Origin of the sequence: Paenilisteria rustica (assembly GCF_013820765.1) — a bacterium.
Taxonomy (GTDB): domain Bacteria; phylum Bacillota; class Bacilli; order Lactobacillales; family Listeriaceae; genus Listeria_A; species Listeria_A rustica.
This window is the reverse complement of record NZ_JABJVM010000015.1, coordinates 49,860-69,139: the sequence shown is the minus strand read 5'-3', so window position 1 is coordinate 69,139 and position 19,280 is coordinate 49,860. Positions and strand designations below refer to the sequence as shown.

Here is a 19,280-nt window from a genome sequence, read left to right as displayed (position 1 = left end):
GCTTTTACACTGCTCAGCCTTCATTCTTATTTACGATCGTTCGAATCCATGTTTTCATGATGATCATTTTTCCTAGTGATAAACGGCCACCAGTTTGCTTTTCCGAATAGTCGAACCATGACCGGGACGAATAGTGGTAGGACGACGAATGCGTAGAGCAACAGTCCTATAAGCACAACGGAGGCGATTTCTAGTAGGGATAGTACTCCTGCTGGCATCATCGCAGCGAATGTTCCTCCGAGAATAAGCACGGCGGAGAATATGACGCCACCCATGTTTTTCATTGTTAAAATCATGCGCTCGCGAATTGGCATGCCATGATATTCGTTAAATCGTGTCATCAGGAAGATCGAGTAATCGATTCCGAGCGCGACGAGTACGACAAATCCGAAGAACGGTGTCGCCCATGTTAAGCCGTCATAGCCAATGATTCTGGCGAAGATGATTTCGGCGATTCCAATAGATGCGAAATACGTTAATACGAGCGATGCGATGAGGTAAAGTGGCATCACGAGTGAACGTAGCACGATGACTAGGACAATAAATACGCCGGTTAGTACGAAAATTAATACTAATTGGTAATCGGCGCTCGACATGTCTCTTGTGTCATAGTTAATGCTTGTCATTCCGCCAATTCCGATGTTGGCATTTTCAAGTTTTGTGCCTTGTAAACTTGATTTTAGCTGATCGTTTATTCCATCGATAGTGTCCATTGCTTCATCGGAATATGGATTTTTCGTTAAAACTAAGTTCAAGGAAGCTAATTTGCCATCGGAGGACATGTATTGGTCGAGTACTTTTTGATAGTCGGCGTTGCTTAGTAATTGTTCTGGGATGTAGATGCCTGACTCGTCGTACGGTACATTGGACCAATTTTTCACGAAATCGTTGGCGTCTGTTAAGCCTGTTTGGATTTTTCCTAGCCCATCTGCACTTTGTTTCAAGCCTGTTGTTAATTGTCCGATTTGACCTGACATCGCAGTGAAGCCTGTTTGTAATTGGCCTTGTCCAGCGGCAAGTTGCGTTAGCGCGGATGAAATTTCAGGCATTTTGGCTATGACTTGGTCTTCGCCTGTTGCAGCTTGATTTAAGCCTGTTTCCAGTTGTGTTAAGCCTGTTTCAATTTGACCTAAACCGCTGTTGAAGGCGCCAAGCCCTTGGGTTATTTCTGCATTTTTAGCGTTTAGTTCGGCCATATTCGCCGCTAATGTTTGGATGCCCTGATTCAGAGCCGTCATTTGTTGCTTGGCTTTTGCCATTTCTTTGTCGATGCTCGCTTGGATTTGCGACCCTAGCGCTTTCGTTGCTTGACCGAGTTTCGCGAAATCAGCCATTACTGCTTTAAAATCAGGATCGGTCATTGCAGCTGGATGGCTTGCGATATACGCTTTTAAGGAGCCCTCCATGTTGCTGAATAAGGCATTTAAAGCCGACGTATCGATCGCTGGTTGTGCTGGGTTTTGGAAGCTCGCTGTTTGATCGGCAACTTTTTGTAATGCGGTTCCGATTTGGTTGTAGCCTGCTTGGATCTGTTGTTGTCCGTCTTGTAATTTGGTAAGTTGTACGCGTGCTTCTTGGATACCTTTTTCTAAATCGCCTGCACCTGATGCCCCTGCTTTAATACCTGCGGAGATTTGAGTTAACGCCGCTTGTAGTTGGTCAACGCCATCTTTTGTTGCGACGGTTCCTGCTTGGAGTTCTCCCACACTTTTGACTGCTTCATTTAGTTGCGGCTCTGATTTTGCCATTTGCGAACTAGCATCGGATAAGCCTTTTTGAATCGTACCAACGCCTTGGTCTGCGGTATCGAGACCATCGCCAACTTTGCCAGCTTGATCTTTGATATAAATGTCATCCAGACGCTTGCCGGTTGGTCTTGAGGCACTTAGAACCATATCAACGCCGTCTACGTGGGATAAGTCTGTCGAAATTTGTTCGAGTAGCGCTAAATATTCGGTTGTTTTCATAGAATCATCGTTTTCCAAATATACAGTTGTTGGTGCGACTTGACCTGCTCCGAAACTGTCAGAAACGACGTCGAAGCCTTTTTTAGATGGGTACTTGTCGCTAATTTCGTCGAGAGAGTTGAAGGATAAATTCCCCGTATGCATGATGATTGGTGGTACAGTGATTGCGGCTACAATGAGAAGCGCGAGAAATGGTCTGGCGAACGCGAACTTGCCTGCTGCGCCCCATAGTTTATTTTCTTTGTGCCCAACATTCTTATTGAGTGGCCAAAATAGCGCCGTGCCGAGTGTTGCCATGAAAAATGGAACGATGGTGAACAGCGCGGCGAGTAGCACGACGATTCCGACTGCAACAGCAACTGCCGAGCGGTATAGTTCGAATTGAACGAAGCTGAGTGAGGCAAAAGCCACGAGTACCGCGATTCCACTGTAAATAACGGTTTTCCCAGCGGTGCGATATGTTGCAAACACCGCTTCTTTTCCGGATAAACCGTTGCCGATTTCTTCTTTAAAACGGCTCATCAATAGGATACAATAATCTGTTCCGATTCCAAATAGGATACAAACCATGAATATTTGGGTATATGTCGAGACTGGGAAGTTCCATTGATCGACTAGGAAGGAAACGACTGCCTGACTCGTTAAATAGCTGACCCCAACTGTTAGGAGCGGGATAAAAGGCGCCACAACAGAGCGGAAAACCAAGACTAATACGACTAGAATAAAGACGATGGTAATGCCTTCTGTTTTATGTAAACCGTCTTCGGAACTCTGGACAACATCTTCTTGAATCAAAGCGTTTCCTGTTAAATATGTGTCCACGCCTTTGATGTCCATTTTTTTGTCGATATCGATGCGAATTTCTTTGACTGGCGTGTCCCCTGCGTCCACATTGAATGTCGCGACCATCGTTTTGCCGTCTTTCGATAGGAATTTATCTTTTAGCTCCGGCTGATTAAAGCTGTCGACAACACTCGTAATATGTAGCGATTTCTTATTTTTTTCGATATCGCTGAGGGAGCCTTCGATATTATTCAAGTCCGTCTTCGTAAGTTTTTTATCGGATGTATAGACAGCGATGTAAGCCTGACCTTGTTTATCAGGATTATGTTTCTTCTCCATTTCTGTCGCAAGTGATGACGGGTAGCCATCTGGGAGTTTGATTTCTCCTTTTTCGCGGACTAAATCAGCCATGTTTGGCGCCGTGAAGATGAGTACAGCCATGACTACGAGCCAAGCTGCTACAATAGGCCATCTAAATTTTACAATCCATTTCATTTGATACAGTCCTCCCTTTTTATTTCCCGATGACTGACTCCGTTATTTTTTTATACAACGCTAAAAATTGTTCGCTGTCTTCCTCGCCTAATATTTCAAGCCAGCTGGCAACGAGTTCCTCTAGTTTTTGTTCGCACTCTTGGTATACCTTTTCCCCATTATTCGTTACCGTTAACCTAAATCCGCGCTTATCTTCTGCATTTTTCATGCGATGAATGAGCTCTTTCTCGACTAGCCGGTTAATCTTAGCGGTAATCGCGCTTTTGTGCATGCTAAGCGCCGTCGCCAAATCATTTGGACTAGATTCACCATGCTCCGCTAAATAACGCAACACCAAAAATTGTTCAAAGGAAATGCCCTGCTTCCCTAAAATTTGTTCCGCAATCGCGTCATGTAGTTGCCTTGTAGCAAATATGTAGGTTTCTTCGTAGCTTTTAATTAGTTGTCTTACTTTATTTTTCTCCAAAACAAGTTCACCCCCTAAACTATTTATTTACTATACCCTAAATAACAAAATGGTGCAAAAAAACTGCTCTCTTCCAGGGTAGGAAAAGAACAGTTTCACATATTATCGAATTACCGCGTCAAATTTCGTTTCAAGCGCTGTAACAATCGCTTGGTTGGCTTTCGTCACTTCTTCGTCCGTCAATGTGCGTTCAGGATCGAGGAAAGTGAGCGTGTAAGCCATTGATTTTTTATCTGCCCCAAGTTTTTCACCTTCAAAAATATCGAAAAGTTGGATGTTCGTTAAGAGTTTTCCAGCTTGTGCTTTGATTTCATTTTCTAGCGCAGCTTGACTCACTTCTTTGTTTACCAGCAAAGCAATATCGCGCGTCATACTTGGGAATCTAGGAATCGTATGGTATGCCACTGCTTTTTTCGGTGCTGCTAAAAGTTTGGCGGCATCCAGCTCAAACACATACGTTTCTTTCAAATCAAGGTCAGCGGCGAGTGATGGATGTATTTGTGCTAAATAACCGATTTCCTCGCCGGCTAGTGAGATCGATGCTGTTCTTCCAGGATGTAAATCTTGTTTTTCTGTTTGCACCCATTCCAAAGTTTCCTCTAGTCCAAGTTTCGCAACGACACCCTCGACCATACCTTTTAATAAGAAGAAGTCGACTTGCTTCTCTTGTTTTTGCCAGTCTGCTTCTCGCCAGTTTCCTGTGATAAGTCCCGCTAAATGTTCAGTTTCAAGCGGTAAATTATCGCCTTCTGTCGCATAGAAAACCGTACCTAATTCGTATAGTGCGACATTGCTATTCTTACGCGCCACATTGTAGCTCGCTGCTTTTAAAAGTTGAGGCACAATGCTCGTCCGTAAATGGCTGTGTTCCTCACTCATCGGCATAGAAAGTGATACGGCTTTTTCTTCTGAGAGCGCTAATTTTGTTGCCGCTTGTTCAGTAGTTAAAGAATACGTCAGCGCTTGATTAAGCCCAGCGCCTTCCAAATAGCGACGAATCGTTCTTTTAGCTGCTTGTTCCACTGTCAAATGACCCGCTGAAACACTGTTCGGCAATGTCGATGGAATTTTATCGTAGCCATAAATACGCGCGACTTCTTCAAAAATATCCGCTTCAATTAGGATATCCCAACGGCGCGACGGAACGGTAATTGTTAATGTATCACCTTCCACCGCCAAATCAAACTGTAATTTTGCAAAAATGGCTTGTACTTCTGCCTGGCTGATTTCAGTTCCTAAAACACGATTAATCCGCGTCAATGTTGTTTCAATAACGTTCTCGGTTTTGGAGCGATTATCCACAGCCGCCATACCTCCGACAAGTGTTCCGCCTGCCAGTTCAGCAATCAATGCCGCACCGTGTTGCAACGCTTTTTCCACTTTCCACGCATCGCTACCTTTATCGTAACGGATACTCGCCTCGGTTCTCAAATTAAGCTCCCGAGACGCGCGTCCAATATAACTACTGCTAAAAATGGCACCTTCAAGGGCAACCGTCGTCGTTGTTTCGATAACCTCTGACGTTTCGCCACCCATCACGCCTGCAATCGCAATCGGAGTTGTCCCATTCGTAATCACTGCATGTCCTGTATTAAGCGTACGTGCTTCTCCGTCGAGTGTTACGATTTCTTCCCCATCCGTAGCCAAACGAACAAGAATTTCTTTGCTACCAAGTCGCGCGTAGTCAAAAGCATGTAGTGGCTGACCGTATTTCAAACAAATATAATTCGTCACGTCAACAACATTGTTATGCGGACGAATCCCGGCTTTCATCAGCTTCGTTTGTAACCAAAGCGGCGATTCGCGAACGACAACGTCCTTAATAACTTGCATCCCATAAAATGGCGTCGTATCAGCATCTTTCACGCTCACTTGCACATATTCTGCCACATCGCCTTGCGTAGCTACTTCCGGGATCGCATCAAACACCGGTTTTTGATCCACAATCGCGCCAACTTCATAGGCAACACCCGTCATGCTAAGCGCATCCGCTCGGTTCGGCGTAATGGCCATATCCAAAATCGCATCATCCAAGCCAAGTAGCACCGTCGCATCCGCGCCAACTTCCACTTCCACCGGCAATACAAAAATCCCATCTGCCACTGCTTTCGGAATCGTTTTCCCTTCAAAACCTAACTCTTGTAATGAGCAAATCATGCCTTCCGAGACTTCCCCACGCAATTTCGCACGCTTAATTTTCATGCCCCCTGGCAATTTCGCACCAACGCGAGCAACAATTACTTTTTGACCAACAGCAACATTTGGCGCGCCACAAATAATTTGAATCGGCTCCACTTCGCCAACATTCACCGTACATTTATTTAATGTATCCGCATTCGGATGTTTCTCACATGTGATGACTTCCCCAACTACGACATTCGAGATTTCAGCGTTTAAATGTTCCACGCCTTCTATTTCAATCCCGCCACGCGTAATACGTTCTCCTAGCTCTTCTGCTGAAACCGCCAGATTTGGAAAATATTCTTTTACCCATTGATATGATACTAACATGCCTCTTCGCCCCCTTATTCTTTCACCGAAAATTGTTTTGTAAACCGCAAATCGTTTGTGTACAGGTGACGAATATCATCCACCGCATATTTCAACATCGCGACACGCTCTGGACCCATTCCAAAGGCAAAACCGCTATATTTTTTTGAATCGATTCCTGACATTTCAAGGACATTCGGATGCACCATACCAGAACCAAGAATTTCAATCCAACCAGTGCCTTTACATACGCGACAACCTTCACCGCCACATTTGAAACACGAAATATCCATCTCAACAGAAGGCTCTGTGAACGGGAAGAAACTCGGACGCAATCTAACATCGCGCTCTTCTCCAAACATTTTCTTCGCAAGCACAGTCAGCGTTCCTTTTAAGTCAGCCAACGTAATATTCTCATCTACAACCAAGCCCTCAATTTGCGTAAACTGATGGGAATGCGTTGCGTCATCGTTATCACGGCGGTACACTTTACCAGGGCAAATAATTTTAATCGGTCCATTCACAAAATCGTGTTGCTCCATCACGCGTGCCTGAACGGGAGACGTTTGTGTGCGCAATAACGTATTTTCCGTAATGTAAAAACTATCTTGCATATCGCGCGCTGGGTGATCTTTCGGCAAATTCAACGCCTCGAAATTATAGTAATCCTTCTCAACTTCTGGACCCTCAGCAATCGTGTAGCCCATTCCGATAAACAAGTCTTCAATCTCTTCGATAACTTGCGTCAATAAATGCGCCGTGCCTTCTTTCGCAGTCGTTCCAGGAAGCGTGACATCAATGGTTTCATTCGCGAGTTGCTTCTTGATTTCCGCCGCGCCTAATTCCTCTTGCTTCTCTTGAATCGCGCTCGTCAATTGCTCACGAACTTCATTTGCGATTGCTCCCACTTTCGGACGCTCTTCGGCAGATAATTTCCCCATTTGCTTCATAATTTCCGTCATTGGTCCCTTTTTACCTAAATACTTCACCCGTAAATCGTTCAACGTCTCTAAACTTTCGACAGCCGCAATTTCCTTCACAGCCTCTTGTTTCAATTGCTCCAACTGATCTAACACGCTACTTCACTCCTTATTTTTAGCCAAAATAAAAAACCTTATCCACAAAGGGACGAGGTTATAATCACGCGGTACCACCCTAATAGACAGCCCAAAAAGCCATCCACTTCATTCCAATAACGGCTTCACACCGATCTGTCTTTCTTTATCAAATAAGTCCCGACAGCGACTCCAGAGCTGAACTTTTCGCAATTACGTATCATGTGAGGTTATTTGCAGTCTGAGATAACCTCTCCCTAAAAATGAATCCGTAAAGCTACTTGTCTCCTTCAACGTCTTTAAGCATATTTAGTTGATACGTTCCATTATAGTATGTTTTGCTAAGTTTTTCAAGGTAAAAAAAGAAATGTGGCACATAAACATTGTTTGAAATGCCAATGTGCCACAAATCTCACTACTTTTCTACTGGATCTAGTTCCACCCAAGTTTCCGCCCAGTTCTGCACTTGCTCCATCACTTTCTCCAAGCCTTTACCTTTTTCAGTCAGTACATATTCAATGCGAACAGGTGTCTCAGGGTACACATGACGCACGACGATTCCGGATTCTTCTAACTCTTTTAAGCGCTCTGCAAGGACACGATCACTCATTTGCGTAATCTCGCCTGCAATTTCCTTAAAGCGTTTCGGTCCATCAAGCAAAACATTAATAATCAGACCAGTCCAACGCTTACCAAGTAGCGAAAAGGCATTCTCGAACTTCGGACACATTGTATGCGTTTCTTCTTTCATTGTTCTCACCTCTAAATGTATTATATCATATTCCGAGCTAGAAAGTAACTCATTTAAACTCACCAGCTTACAATTAATAAGCGAATAGATGCATTGAAAAATCCCTCATTTAAGCGTAAAATAGAAGTATCAGATAAGCTGACGCAGTAAAACGTTATTGGAGGGATCGTAAATCATGACTCAATCCAGATATGTTGTAAAAAGTAGCGTAGCCGAAACCATGGATTTAATTAAATTATCCCAATCAACAAATGAGCTTAGCTTTGAAGAACTACGCCAATTCGGCGAGTTCCATCAAGGGATGCTAACCTATGACCAGACATCTCTGCGCCCTGGTAATCATACCGCTTTATTCATCGTCGTGCATGATTTTAACCACGTCACCGAAGTCACCATGATTACAACAGGAGGCTCTGGCACCCTATTCAATATCGATTGGAGTGCCGCAAAAGGTATTATGGGCGGTGTTAGGTCAGCTTTGAAACCTGTGCTTATCAAAGAAGTGAAGATGCGAGACTAGACAAAACAGTACGAACCTGATTTTTAGGTTCGTACTGTTTTTCTTATTTCTCAATAATAGACACTCTATCTATATGATTCAATTTTAGGTAAGAATCAATATTATAAAAATTGTAATCCCGATTTTTAGGGTTCAATACAAACGCTTTATAGTCATCTATCATTTCCAGTAATTCGATTATATTGCACTGCTTTAAAATTCCAGTCTTCTGCAAGTCTTCCTCATCTTTGACACGAGTACTAAATAGTTTAGTCAAAGCAAAATATTCAATCGTAGGGATATAAACTGTGAGATTAGAAAAACGTAAGACATCCGCAAATTCTATTTCTTCTTTGGGCGGAATTTCCACAACAGTAACCTCATCAATTGAAAATTGGTCTAGCACCTTTCTAAAGCCGGTAGCATCTTCCACTTTCCGTATCATAATATCGATATCAAAAGTTTCTCGAAATTCATCTTGCAAAAGGTATTTCCCTAATAAACCGCCTATTAAAATAACGCCCGCACGGACGTTATTTGTAACCATTTCTTTATTCGCTTCTTCCAGCAAAGTCTATAAATATCTATTGGTGTTATTTATCATAATGCTGTCAGCTCTTCTTTTGCAACTTTATAAAGCGCATCGTTCTGAACAAGCATATTTAAGTGATTGATATATTTGTTCAGCCAATCTGCATCCCGATCCTGCTTATTTACAGTCAATAATTTACTCGGATGTAGTAAGAGTTTGCGTAAAACCTGCACTTGCTCGCGATATCTCTCCGTATTTTGAGATTCACTTCTTTGTAGATATTTCACCTGCTTATACTGAATAACCAATTTCCGATATAGGGAAACAAATCTGCTCATATCAAATCACTCCTTTCTGCATTATTCTTATTAGTTTCATTTTAACACGCTTTAAACAGAACTCGCAATCCAGATAATGACCTATTTCCTCAACCCATACATCAAAATCCCCGCAGCTACCGCAACATTCAGCGACTCGCTTGCACCGTATATCGGTATGTACACCTTGTGCGTTAGTCGTGTTTGGAGTTCTGTCTGGATACCGTTTCCTTCATTACCAACCATCAAGGCCAACGTTTCGCGCGGCTCCACGTCCTGTAATTTTGTCGCGGTATCGTCTAAAACAGCTCCAAAAATTGGCACGCCATCCTCTTCTAAACGCTCAATCCAGTCTAACAAACTCGCTTGCAAAACCGGAATATGGAAATGGCTTCCTTGTGTCGAGCGAATCACTTTTGGATTGTATAAATCCGCGCTCCCTCGACCGAGAACAACGGCATCATATCCGGCCGCATCGGCTGTACGAATCAAAGTCCCGACGTTTCCTGGATCCTGTACACCATCCAATAACAAGAACTTTTTGCCGAATAACATCATAATTTCCGGATCTTCCATTTTCACGACGGCGAAGATGCCTTGGTCGGTGATTGTTTCGCTGATACTTGTCGCCACTTCTTTATTCACATAAAACACAGGGATATTCGTGATATTCCATTCTTCCGGTATTTTCACATTTGGCGCCACAATTAGCTCCGTTACTAAGCCATCTTGGCGCAGCGCCTCTTCCACAAGATGAAACCCTTCTACCAGGTAGGAAAACTCTTGCTGTCTCCCTTTTTTCGTTTGCAATTTACGCCAATTTTTGACGCGGTCGTTTTTCGTTGATTTGATCATTTCCACGATTCATCACGCTCCCATTCCTGTCTATTATAGCATATTGCCTCCTGTTTCGTGAAAAGCTTATTTTCAGGTTGTTATCTACTACGCAAAACTGGTATAATACGTTAAAGATGAAACGCACTAAAGGGGAGATTAAAACTATTATGCAAACAAATCGGGAACAATGGACTTCAAAATTAGGATTTATTTTAGCATCTGCGGGCTCTGCAATCGGATTAGGCGCGCTCTGGAAAATGCCTTATGTAACAGCAAATGCTGGCGGTGGTGCTTTCTTTCTTATTTTCGCAATCTTTACGATATTTATCGGCTTGCCCGTTTTACTTGGCGAGTTCGTTATTGGTCGAAATACGCAGAGTGGAACCATTGCAGCCTATCGAAAATTGGCGCCAAACACGAAATGGGATTGGACGGGACGCATCGGTGTTCTCACGTGCTTCTTCATTCTTGCTTTTTACTGCGTGGTTGGTGGTTGGGCAATACTTTACATATGGAAAGCCGCGACCGGAGCACTTCAAGGGCTGTCTGTGGATGCATTGACAGAAGCTTTTGTAACAACTTCTAATGATCCGCTGCAGGTTATTTTAGCGACGGTTCTATTTATTGCGATTAATCTTTTCGTATTGCTAAAAGGAATTACAGCTGGGATTGAGCGCGCAAATCGTTGGATGATGCCCGCCTTATTCCTATTTTTACTCATATTAATTGTGTACGCTCTGACTTTGCCGAATGCGTTGGACGGCGTCGCTTACTTTTTAGAGCCAAAATTCGATGATTTGTCGTCCGATGGGATTCTACAAGCGCTTGGACAAAGTTTCTTCTCGCTGGCAGTCGGCGTTGGCGGGATGATCACGTATGCTTCTTACTTAAAACGCGACGTATTCTTGCCGAGTAGCGCGCTGACCATCGCTTTGATGAATTTACTTGTATCTTTATTCGCTGGGCTTGCCATTTTCCCAGCTGCATTCTCATTTGGAATTGAGCCACAAGCAGGGCCAGGACTCTTATTTATCGTCTTACCGGCAATTTTTAACCAAGTACCGTTCGGCATTGTGTTCCTACTATTATTCTTAGTTTTATTCCTATTCGCGGCACTCACATCTAGCTTCAACTTGTTCGAAGTGCCGGTCACAGCATTCCTCGAAAAACGACCTGAAGCCAGAAAACGCGTACTTCTCATCGTTGTTGCGATTGTTACATTACTCGCCATTCCAACATCACTAAGTACTGGCGTTCTAGCCGATGTCACCCTTTTCGGGAAAAATTTATTCGATATCGCGGACTATCTTGCATCGAATATCTTACTTCCAATCGGCGCTTTCTTAATCGCTATCTTTGTTGGGTTTCGAATGCCACGCCAAGTTTTACTGGATGAAATTACATCAGGCGGTGCGTTTCGCTTCAAACTTTTCGCGGCTTGGTTATTAATTTTAAAATATGTATGCCCAATCGCGATTTTCCTTGTATTCTTACAGCAACTAGGAATTTTATAAACACAAAAACGATGATGTAGAGTCCAGGCATCATCGTTTTTTGCGTTATAAACTTGTGAAAACTTCTTGAATCGCTTTTTCTACATTGTCTGTATGGTAGTCTAGCACGTCTAACGCCTCGATTGGGTCCACGTAAAGGGCTCGGGTTAATAATTCTGTATAAGCCACTGGTTCAAGCCCTGCCTCGCGACCCGTTAGTTCAATCTCATGCGCCTCTTTTCTTGCTACCGCTTGAATCTCGCGAAATGTTAGCGTCTTAATTTTGATATCCGACTGTAAAGCACGTTTCGCTTGCATTAAGAAAGACTCGTTTGAGATATTTCGCCAGCCAAGTGTGTAACTTTTCGGCGCGACATCCTCGTTCGCCGCGCCAACAAGCGCCTGACCAACCTGTTTTGCGGTCATATAACATGAACCACCCGTCGCTTTGTTATGATGATCGATGTATAGCGGAAACTCCCTTTTTTGCAAGCGTTTGGCGTACATTTTCCAAGCAGAAACACGATCCGGAACCAATCCCACAACATAAGGTAGGCGCAGAGCAACTGTTTCCAAGCCATTCCCATTCTCAGCCAATAGACGCATCTCTTGCTCCACACTTGCATAAATATACGGATGAAGCTCCGTCAACTGCATTTCAGGCCACAACGCGTGAAAATAATTATAGAACGATGTGCAGAGAATAAATCGCGATACCCCCGCCTGTCTCGCGAGCTGTGCCAGATGTTCCACAGGCTCTACATTCGCCTGAAAGAAAAACGCTTTCGCTGGCTTTTTCGGAATGTAATGCGAGTTTACCCCACCTGCAAAAATAAAAATATCCTGCCCTTTTAAAAATTTCACAATCTCAGCATCAGACATATCATTTATATTGCCAAAATGATGTTTTGCGCGCGCATCTAGCACACCGTCTGCTGGCACTGGCGGCAAGGAGAATGTGGTGACCAGATAGTCCTCCGTGTCTAGAAACGCTTTTGTTGCGGCGTAACCAATCAAGCCTGTTCCGCCTAGAATAAATACGGATTTCACTGTTGTAAACCCTCCCAGCTCGTCTGAAGTGGTGCTCTTTTTCTTAACCTAAACGAATCTCTTTTACTTTATCCGTATCTAAACGCTTCACAACTTCCGTAATCAATTTTACCGCATTTGTGAAGTCATCGCGATGTAGCATGGACGTATGTGAGTGAATATACCGCGTCGCAATCGTAATCGACAGCGATGGAATCCCATTACCAGTCAAATGAATCGAACCAGAATCCGTCCCACCTGCAGCAATCGCCTCGAATTGATATGGAATCTCCAATTCATCCGCCACATCTGTCACAAAATTCCGCAACGGTGTATGGCTAATCATCGATGCATCATAAATAATAATTTGCGGACCTTCTCCCATTTTGCTGACTGCTTCTTTCACCGTCACGCCTGGCGTATCTCCTGCAATACCAACATCAACAGCAAATGCGATATCTGGCATCACTTGATGTGCCGACGTTTTAGCACCACGTAAACCGACCTCTTCTTGCACAGTTCCCACGCCATAGACAATATTCGGATGCTTTTCACCTTGTAAATTTCGCAATACTTCAATCGCAATCGCAAGTCCAATCCGGTTATCCCACGCTTTCGCAAGGAGATATTTCTCATTTTTCATCACGGTGAATTCGAACGCAGGAACGATCATATCGCCGGGCTTAATTCCCCAACTTACGACCTCCTCTTTATCCGCCGCACCAACATCGATAAACATATCTTTAATATCAAAAGCTTTTTGGCGCTCCGCTGCACTCATCAAATGTGGTGGCTTCGAACCGATAACGCCCGTAACCTCTTCGCCAGAACGCGTCACAATCGTTACACGCTGCGCTAGCATCACAGAACTGACCCAGCCACCAATCGTTTGGAATTTGATGAAACCTTTGTCATCGATTTGTGTCACCATGAATCCAACTTCATCTAAGTGACCCGCGATCATGATTTTAGGACCGTTCGCATCTCCGGTTTTTGTAGCAATCGCACTGCCAAGGCCGTCCGTTTCAAATGTGTCTGCAAGCGGCTCTATGTAGTTCTTAAATACTTCGCGCACCGCACGCTCATTTCCTGAGATACCTTTCGCATCGGTCAGCTCTTTTAACATCTCTAACTGTTTATCCATCTTTCGTTCCTCCTCGAAATTACATCTTTTCCTTCTATAGTATACGCGATTTTTTCTGGCAAAACCACTTCTAGACATAAAAATAAGCAGTGAATAGAGAAACAAATTCTCTGTCCACCACTTATGTCATTGATTATTTAGCTAAAGCGTCTTTTGCTTGTGTCGCGATTTGCGTGAAAGCTGCTTCATCGTGTACAGCAAGATCTGCTAGCATTTTACGGTTCATGTCAATGCCGGCTAATTTCAAACCGTGCATGAATTTGCTGTAAGAAAGATCATTCAAACGAGCTGCCGCATTGATACGTGCGATCCATAATTTACGGAAATCACGTTTCTTTTGACGACGATCCCGGTAAGCATATTGGTAAGATTTCATTACCGCTTGGTTTGCTACTTTATATAGTGTATGCTTCGAGCCGTAATAGCCCTTCGCTAATTTAATTACTTTTCTCCGACGTTTGCGTGTTACTGTTCCGCCTTTTACGCGTGGCATATAAATTACCTCCTAATGGGTTTTCACAAAAATAGATTCTGTGTTTTTCCGAATTAAAACTTGCTTATTTCATTTTAGCGACCATTTGGCGAATACGCTTGAAGTCACCTTTTGAAACTAACGCACTTTTACGTAGTTTACGTTTTTGTTTTTGAGATTTGTTTGCGAACATATGACTTGTGTAACCGTGCGAACGTTTTAATTTACCAGAACCTGTTCTTTTGAAACGCTTAGCAGAGCCACGGTGAGTTTTCATTTTTGGCATGAATTTTTCCTCCTCAGAACTTTACTTCTCTTGAATTGGCGCTAGGACTAAGAACATTGAACGTCCGTCCATTTTTGGTCTTTGCTCAATTGTACAAAGGTCTTCGCACTCTTTCGCAAAACGGTCAAGCACCTTTTGACCGATTTCTTTATGGGTAATCGCACGCCCTTTAAAGCGGATAGAGCATTTTACTTTATCGCCTTTTTCAAGGAACTTGCGCGCGTTACGTAGTTTCGTATCGAAATCGTGTTCGTCAATCGTAGGACTTAAACGAACTTCTTTCATTACGATGATTTTTTGATTCTTGCGAGCTTCTTTGTCTTTCTTCTGTTGCTCGAAGCGGAATTTACCATAGTCCATAATACGGGCTACTGGCGGTTTCGCTGTCGGTGCAACTAGAACAACATCCAAATTGGCTTTCTCCGCAATTTCAAGTGCTTCAGCTTTTGTTTTTACACCAAGCTGTTCGCCGTCTTGATCAATCAATCTTAATTCACGTGCACGAATCCCATCGTTTACCAACATGTCTTTGCTAATGGTGAGCCACCTCCATAAATTATTACTCATAACAAGTGAAAGTACGCATAAAAAAAGCGCCGGTTTCATTACAAACCCGCACATCAGAAAATTCACATACGTCATACGTGAATTATAATTCCAATTCTTTGCCTGCAAAAATACATTTACGAGGCGAGAAGCGGGATGCTCCTTCTTTCTTGTCATTCATTAACCAGAAGTTATTGTACCACGGCTAGACTGCATATGTCAAATCACCTACTCATTCGACTACGAGACTTATCATATCAAAGTTTCGGATGCTTTTCAAGGACTTTCTGAAACTTTTTCAAATTCCCGGCTCAGAGAAAAGGATTTTGAATGGGCTGTGGATGGTTTGTTGCATAATTTGCGCCATGATTTCGTCTTTTTCAGGCTGGGGGATTGGTGTTAGTTCGTCCGCTTTATGCCAGTTTCGGATGGAAGTCGGGTCTGCGATGAAGCCTCCACGGACGAGTTCGCCGTTTAATTGGAAGTGTTGGCCTGATTGATTTTCGACCGTGATATGGTTGTTGTGACCTGTTAATATATACATTTTATTTCTCTCCTCCACCTAAGATATGTAAAAATGTGTATTCCATGATATAATTATACTAGCTTTTATAATGAATGAGGAGGCCTTACATAGCACTTTCCAAAAATAGATTAGAATAGGGAGCGAAATAAAAATGGAACAAGACCAATTTACCGCAAATGTAAAAGTACTTGGAGACCGTATTACGCAACTGAAAGAATCCATTATCACTGAAGAAGCCACAAAAACATCTTTGATCATGCCTTTTTTTCAAATACTAGGCTATGATGTCTTTAATCCGCTAGAATTCACACCAGAATTCATTGCGGATGTAGGCATAAAGAAAGGTGAAAAAGTAGACTATGCTATCTTGGCTGATGGTAAGCCTTTGATTTTGATTGAAGCCAAATCAATTAATGAGCAGCTTAAAAAGCACGACTCGCAACTTTTTAGATACTTTGGTACCACAACTGCAAAATTTGGAATCTTAACGAATGGTGATGAGTATCGTATTTATACGGATTTAGAGGCTCCCAACAAAATGGACCCTACCCCATTCTTCACATTCTCGCTAACAGACTTGCAAGATGTACAAATTCCTGAAATTATTAAGTTCCATAAGGATAACTTCGATGTGGAAGCCATTTCGAAAAACGCCTCTGACTTAAAGTACTTAGGACACATCAAGAAATTCATTGAAAAAGAAATTGATAATCCAAGTGAAGAGTTTGTAAAATTTGTCATTAATGAAGTCTATGAAGGAATGAAAACAAAGACTGTTATTGATAAGTTTACCCCCGTTGTCAAGCGCGGGTTCCGTCAATATATTTCGGATCAAGTCAACAATAAATTGAGTGCAGCACTAAACAATAATGTGAGTTCATCCGTTGAGATAGAGGAAATTTTACAAGATTCCTTGGCTGAGGAAGCTGAGATTGAAACGACTCACGAAGAGCTTGAAGCATTTACAACTGTCAAACTTCTTTTAAAAGATACCGTTGATACTAGCCGTATTTTCTTCCGGGATAATCGTTCGTACTTCAATATCATTTTGGATGATAATATTCGCAAATGGATACTTAGACTGCACGTGAATAATAGTCGAAAATTTATCACACTAAATGATGAAGAAAAAACAACAATTGATATTAATGAAGTCTTGGATATTTACAATCACGCGGATAAGATTGTCCCAATACTAGAAACGTATAAATAAATGCATAATGGGTCTGGGACATAACCCAGATAAATCGGCGAGAAGCGCTCGCATTCAGGGGATTTGGCGGACTTCCGGTTCTCACATACACCAGTATGCTCCGCTTCCGGCTTCCGCCAAATCCCCTGAATACAAACGCTTTCGCTCGATTTGTATAAAGCAGAATTTTTCGTCCTACCCGAAGAAATGGGAGGGCGCTTTGCTTTATCTTGAGTTTTGTCTCAGACTCATTCTTATTTCTCCCAATTCAGTTCCCAACTAAATCCAAATTTATCGACAACCTTCGCGTGCACGGCTCCCCAGAAAGCTTCTTGGAGTTCCATTTCAATGCTACCTTCTTCCGCAAGTGCTTTATAGATTTTCGTGATTTCTTCTTCTGAATCAAACTCTAAGCCTAATATAACGCTATTCCCCTCCGTAACCGGTGTTTGGAAAATATCATTGAGGTAGAGTGTCAAGTTTTCGTTAATGACGATTTCTGCGTGGAGGACTTTATTAGGGTACTGTTCAAAACCAGGAATTCCATCTGACATTTGAAAATTTTGAATTTCTCCTCCAAAAATGGCATGGTAATAGGCTACAGCTTCTTTACAGTGATCCGTCGTTAAATAAGGAATTAACTTTTTCATCGTTTAACTTCCTTTCCATTATTTGATAGTATCAGAATACGCGATTGGTTCTTTTTTTGCAAGGGATATATAAAAAGACGATCAGCGCAATGCCGACCGTCTTTTTATAATTAACGAATTTCTTTAATACGAGCTGCTTTACCACGTAGATCACGTAGGTAATACAATTTCGCACGACGTACTTTACCACGACGTAATACTTCTAATTTAGCGATACGCGGTGTGTGTACAGGGAATGTACGCTCAACGCCAACACTATAAGAGATTTTACGAACTGTGAAAGTTTCGCTGATTCCTGCTCCACGGCGTTTGATTACAACACCTTCAAAAAGCTGAATACGTTCGCGAGTTCCCTCGACAACCTTCACGTGAAGGCGAACAGTATCACCAGGACGGAAGCTAGGTACGTCTGGATTTAATTGACTTTTAGTAATTTCATTGATTAACAAATTCATTACATTTCATCTCCTTCCAACAGACATTCTTTCATTCAACATATGTAATGAAGCGGAACATCGTTATAAAACTGGATCTGTCCAGTTACTCATCTAATTTATCACATTTATCACGGTGTGTAAAGGGTTTTTTCTTGATGGCTAAAATATGGTATAATAACGCTAGCTATTTCAAAAAAGAAAGGGTGTGCTCCAATATGAAAACGGTGACGCAAAATAACCTCACACAACTCACCACATTGCCTTTCCTATTCCCAGTAAACTGCTATTTAGTAACAGACGGCGATTTCCTCACACTCATTGATACAGCCTTACCAATGAGCGCTAACAAAATTTTAAAACACATCGCTGCCACTGGCTTGCCGCTCCGGTATATTATTTTGACACACGCACACGGCGATCATATTGGGTCGCTACAAACGATTGCAGAAGCCCATCCAGATGCGCAAATTATGATCTCCAACCGAGAATTACAACTAATCAAAAATCCAGCAACGTATGCGTTTGAAGCCCAGAAACCAATCAAAGGTTCCTATCCGAAAATATTTCCGGTCAAGGTGGACAAAACAATTGTAGAAGGTGACATGATTGGCTCCTTATCTGTGATTGAAACACCCGGTCACACGCCTGGCTCCATTTCCTTTTTTGATAATCGCACCAAAGCCGTCATTGTCGGAGATTTGCTACAAACACAAGGCGGCATTGCAGTTGCGGGCGATACGCGTCCCTTCTTCCCTTTTCCGACGATGGGAACGTGGGATTTAGAAACCGGCATCGCCTCCACTGAAAAAATAATGCTTCACGATCCGAGCATTCTCGCAGTTGGCCACGGAAAAATGATTCTAAACCCAATGCCATTCCTCGAAAAAGCCGTGGCACGTGCGAAAAAACGCCTCAACTAAAAACGAATGGAGAACCGTCACGCGTTGGCTCTCCATTCGTTTTTTCTATTAAAATCTTGTAATTTTCGTCATGACAACCGTTCCATAACCAAGTTGACTCATGAGTAGTTTGCCATCTTCTTCTCGAATAAACTGTTCCTCGAAGTGGCAGTTAAGTACCGCATCCCCGCCGAGCTCATGGGCCTGTTCTTGCAATCCCCGAACAACACCCGAGAAATCCGACGTCGCGGCCCAACCTACTTTCGCCTCCGCTTGCACATAATTGCGAACAAAAACAACCTGTACAACATCGTGGTTTACTGCTGTTGGCCCAGTCGATACAAGTACCGATTCCACATCACGATTCAACACATCATCCCGATTTTCAGCCTCTTCATTTTTAAAAATCCCCAT

General features: G+C 42.8%; 21 protein-coding genes and 2 other annotated features. Of the genes, 4 read left to right on the top strand and 17 right to left on the bottom strand.

Features of this window, described 5'->3' with window-relative positions; translation table 11 throughout:
- Nucleotides 1-26: 26 nt before the first annotated feature.
- From HPK16_RS12930 to HPK16_RS12910, 5 genes are all read right to left on the bottom strand, one after another.
- Complete coding sequence (locus tag HPK16_RS12930) at nucleotides 27-3,245, bottom strand: MMPL family transporter (protein ID WP_181677354.1); 3,219 nt, start codon at nucleotides 3,243-3,245, stop codon at nucleotides 27-29.
- 19 nt (nucleotides 3,246-3,264) lie between these two features.
- Entirely contained in the window at nucleotides 3,265-3,711 is a 447-nt protein-coding gene (locus HPK16_RS12925; protein ID WP_181677353.1) for a MarR family winged helix-turn-helix transcriptional regulator, read from the bottom strand.
- A 102-nt stretch (nucleotides 3,712-3,813) separates the two neighbouring features.
- The gene (pheT, locus tag HPK16_RS12920) at nucleotides 3,814-6,222 is read right to left on the bottom strand and encodes a phenylalanine--tRNA ligase subunit beta (protein ID WP_181677352.1); all 2,409 of its coding nucleotides are present in this window, start codon (nucleotides 6,220-6,222) and stop codon (nucleotides 3,814-3,816) included.
- Between the two features lie 14 nt (nucleotides 6,223-6,236).
- Nucleotides 6,237-7,277, bottom strand: a complete 1,041-nt coding sequence (pheS, locus tag HPK16_RS12915; protein ID WP_181677351.1) for a phenylalanine--tRNA ligase subunit alpha — start codon at nucleotides 7,275-7,277, stop codon at nucleotides 6,237-6,239.
- Between the two features lie 45 nt (nucleotides 7,278-7,322).
- Nucleotides 7,323-7,559, bottom strand: a binding site (T-box leader).
- A 112-nt stretch (nucleotides 7,560-7,671) separates the two neighbouring features.
- Nucleotides 7,672-8,007 carry a winged helix-turn-helix transcriptional regulator gene (locus tag HPK16_RS12910; RefSeq protein ID WP_181677350.1) on the bottom strand — a complete coding sequence of 112 codons (336 nt, stop codon included), beginning with the start codon at nucleotides 8,005-8,007 and terminating at the stop codon, nucleotides 7,672-7,674.
- Nucleotides 8,008-8,182: 175 nt separating this feature from the next.
- On the opposite strand from HPK16_RS12910, the gene HPK16_RS12905 reads away from it, so the two are divergent.
- Nucleotides 8,183-8,527 carry a DUF6054 family protein gene (locus tag HPK16_RS12905; RefSeq protein ID WP_181677349.1) on the top strand — a complete coding sequence of 115 codons (345 nt, stop codon included), beginning with the start codon at nucleotides 8,183-8,185 and terminating at the stop codon, nucleotides 8,525-8,527.
- Nucleotides 8,528-8,570: 43 nt separating this feature from the next.
- Here HPK16_RS12905 and HPK16_RS12900 read toward each other — a convergent pair whose 3' ends face one another.
- From HPK16_RS12900 to HPK16_RS12890, 3 genes are all read right to left on the bottom strand, one after another.
- Complete coding sequence (locus HPK16_RS12900) at nucleotides 8,571-9,077, bottom strand: DUF6036 family nucleotidyltransferase (RefSeq protein WP_281368046.1); 507 nt, start codon at nucleotides 9,075-9,077, stop codon at nucleotides 8,571-8,573.
- Between the two features lie 29 nt (nucleotides 9,078-9,106).
- Nucleotides 9,107-9,376, bottom strand: a complete 270-nt coding sequence (locus HPK16_RS12895) for a hypothetical protein (protein WP_181677347.1) — start codon at nucleotides 9,374-9,376, stop codon at nucleotides 9,107-9,109.
- A gap of 81 nt (nucleotides 9,377-9,457) precedes the next feature.
- The gene (locus HPK16_RS12890) at nucleotides 9,458-10,216 is read right to left on the bottom strand and encodes a TrmH family RNA methyltransferase (protein ID WP_181677346.1); all 759 of its coding nucleotides are present in this window, start codon (nucleotides 10,214-10,216) and stop codon (nucleotides 9,458-9,460) included.
- A 143-nt stretch (nucleotides 10,217-10,359) separates the two neighbouring features.
- Between HPK16_RS12890 and HPK16_RS12885 the strand changes: the two genes are divergently transcribed.
- The gene (locus tag HPK16_RS12885; protein ID WP_181677345.1) at nucleotides 10,360-11,706 is read left to right on the top strand and encodes a sodium-dependent transporter; all 1,347 of its coding nucleotides are present in this window, start codon (nucleotides 10,360-10,362) and stop codon (nucleotides 11,704-11,706) included.
- Between the two features lie 45 nt (nucleotides 11,707-11,751).
- Here the strand turns inward: HPK16_RS12885 and HPK16_RS12880 are convergent, their stop codons facing one another.
- The 6 genes from HPK16_RS12880 to HPK16_RS12855 all read right to left on the bottom strand — a co-directional run bounded on the left by HPK16_RS12880 (nucleotide 11,752) and on the right by HPK16_RS12855 (nucleotide 15,706).
- Nucleotides 11,752-12,735, bottom strand: a complete 984-nt coding sequence (locus HPK16_RS12880) for an NAD-dependent epimerase/dehydratase family protein (protein ID WP_181677344.1) — start codon at nucleotides 12,733-12,735, stop codon at nucleotides 11,752-11,754.
- 43 nt (nucleotides 12,736-12,778) lie between these two features.
- Complete coding sequence (locus HPK16_RS12875) at nucleotides 12,779-13,858, bottom strand: M42 family metallopeptidase (protein ID WP_181677343.1); 1,080 nt, start codon at nucleotides 13,856-13,858, stop codon at nucleotides 12,779-12,781.
- Between the two features lie 133 nt (nucleotides 13,859-13,991).
- Nucleotides 13,992-14,351 carry a 50S ribosomal protein L20 gene (gene rplT, locus HPK16_RS12870; RefSeq protein WP_036062116.1) on the bottom strand — a complete coding sequence of 120 codons (360 nt, stop codon included), beginning with the start codon at nucleotides 14,349-14,351 and terminating at the stop codon, nucleotides 13,992-13,994.
- A 64-nt stretch (nucleotides 14,352-14,415) separates the two neighbouring features.
- A complete protein-coding gene (gene rpmI / locus HPK16_RS12865) occupies nucleotides 14,416-14,616 on the bottom strand; it encodes a 50S ribosomal protein L35 (RefSeq protein WP_036064633.1) in 201 nt (66 codons plus the stop codon).
- A 21-nt stretch (nucleotides 14,617-14,637) separates the two neighbouring features.
- Nucleotides 14,638-15,153, bottom strand: coding sequence for a translation initiation factor IF-3 (gene infC / locus HPK16_RS12860; protein ID WP_103035007.1), 516 nt, complete (start codon nucleotides 15,151-15,153; stop codon nucleotides 14,638-14,640).
- A 44-nt stretch (nucleotides 15,154-15,197) separates the two neighbouring features.
- Nucleotides 15,198-15,336, bottom strand: a sequence feature (ribosomal protein L20 leader region).
- Between the two features lie 124 nt (nucleotides 15,337-15,460).
- Complete coding sequence (locus HPK16_RS12855) at nucleotides 15,461-15,706, bottom strand: hypothetical protein (RefSeq protein WP_181677342.1); 246 nt, start codon at nucleotides 15,704-15,706, stop codon at nucleotides 15,461-15,463.
- Between the two features lie 133 nt (nucleotides 15,707-15,839).
- Here HPK16_RS12855 and HPK16_RS12850 point away from each other — a divergent pair, with 133 nt between their 5' ends.
- Nucleotides 15,840-16,901: a type I restriction endonuclease gene (locus HPK16_RS12850; RefSeq protein ID WP_181677341.1), complete on the top strand. Its 1,062-nt coding sequence runs from the start codon at nucleotides 15,840-15,842 to the stop codon at nucleotides 16,899-16,901.
- A gap of 233 nt (nucleotides 16,902-17,134) precedes the next feature.
- Here the strand turns inward: HPK16_RS12850 and HPK16_RS12845 are convergent, their stop codons facing one another.
- Together HPK16_RS12845 and rplS are read right to left on the bottom strand one after the other, a co-directional pair.
- On the bottom strand, nucleotides 17,135-17,530 hold the full coding sequence (locus HPK16_RS12845; protein ID WP_181677340.1) for a VOC family protein: 396 nt from the start codon (nucleotides 17,528-17,530) through the stop codon (nucleotides 17,135-17,137).
- Between the two features lie 110 nt (nucleotides 17,531-17,640).
- Nucleotides 17,641-17,985, bottom strand: coding sequence for a 50S ribosomal protein L19 (rplS, locus tag HPK16_RS12840; protein ID WP_036064629.1), 345 nt, complete (start codon nucleotides 17,983-17,985; stop codon nucleotides 17,641-17,643).
- Nucleotides 17,986-18,182: 197 nt separating this feature from the next.
- Between rplS and HPK16_RS12835 the strand changes: the two genes are divergently transcribed.
- Nucleotides 18,183-18,887 (top strand): MBL fold metallo-hydrolase, encoded by a 705-nt coding sequence (locus HPK16_RS12835; protein ID WP_181677339.1) that lies wholly within the window; start codon nucleotides 18,183-18,185, stop codon nucleotides 18,885-18,887.
- Nucleotides 18,888-18,935: 48 nt separating this feature from the next.
- On the opposite strand, the gene HPK16_RS12830 is transcribed toward HPK16_RS12835, so the two are convergent.
- Entirely contained in the window at nucleotides 18,936-19,280 is a 345-nt protein-coding gene (locus HPK16_RS12830; RefSeq protein WP_181677338.1) for a hypothetical protein, read from the bottom strand.

Bases quoted from the DNA above. Each gene is read 5' to 3' on its own strand.
- HPK16_RS12930 (WP_181677354.1), bottom strand. From the start codon at position 3,245: ATGAAATGGATTGTAAAATTTAGATGGCCTATTGTAGCAGCTTGGCTC.
- pheT (WP_181677352.1), bottom strand. From the start codon at position 6,222: ATGTTAGTATCATATCAATGGGTAAAAGAATATTTTCCAAATCTGGCG.
- HPK16_RS12910 (WP_181677350.1), bottom strand. From the start codon at position 8,007: ATGAAAGAAGAAACGCATACAATGTGTCCGAAGTTCGAGAATGCCTTT.
- HPK16_RS12905 (WP_181677349.1), top strand. From the start codon at position 8,183: ATGACTCAATCCAGATATGTTGTAAAAAGTAGCGTAGCCGAAACCATG.
- HPK16_RS12895 (WP_181677347.1), bottom strand. From the start codon at position 9,376: ATGAGCAGATTTGTTTCCCTATATCGGAAATTGGTTATTCAGTATAAG.
- HPK16_RS12885 (WP_181677345.1), top strand. From the start codon at position 10,360: ATGCAAACAAATCGGGAACAATGGACTTCAAAATTAGGATTTATTTTA.
- HPK16_RS12875 (WP_181677343.1), bottom strand. From the start codon at position 13,858: ATGGATAAACAGTTAGAGATGTTAAAAGAGCTGACCGATGCGAAAGGT.
- rplT (WP_036062116.1), bottom strand. From the start codon at position 14,351: ATGCCACGCGTAAAAGGCGGAACAGTAACACGCAAACGTCGGAGAAAA.
- rpmI (WP_036064633.1), bottom strand. From the start codon at position 14,616: ATGCCAAAAATGAAAACTCACCGTGGCTCTGCTAAGCGTTTCAAAAGA.
- HPK16_RS12855 (WP_181677342.1), bottom strand. From the start codon at position 15,706: ATGTATATATTAACAGGTCACAACAACCATATCACGGTCGAAAATCAA.
- HPK16_RS12850 (WP_181677341.1), top strand. From the start codon at position 15,840: ATGGAACAAGACCAATTTACCGCAAATGTAAAAGTACTTGGAGACCGT.
- HPK16_RS12845 (WP_181677340.1), bottom strand. From the start codon at position 17,530: ATGAAAAAGTTAATTCCTTATTTAACGACGGATCACTGTAAAGAAGCT.
- rplS (WP_036064629.1), bottom strand. From the start codon at position 17,985: ATGAATTTGTTAATCAATGAAATTACTAAAAGTCAATTAAATCCAGAC.
- HPK16_RS12835 (WP_181677339.1), top strand. From the start codon at position 18,183: ATGAAAACGGTGACGCAAAATAACCTCACACAACTCACCACATTGCCT.
- HPK16_RS12830 (WP_181677338.1), bottom strand. From the start codon at position 19,280: ATGGGGATTTTTAAAAATGAAGAGGCTGAAAATCGGGATGATGTGTTG.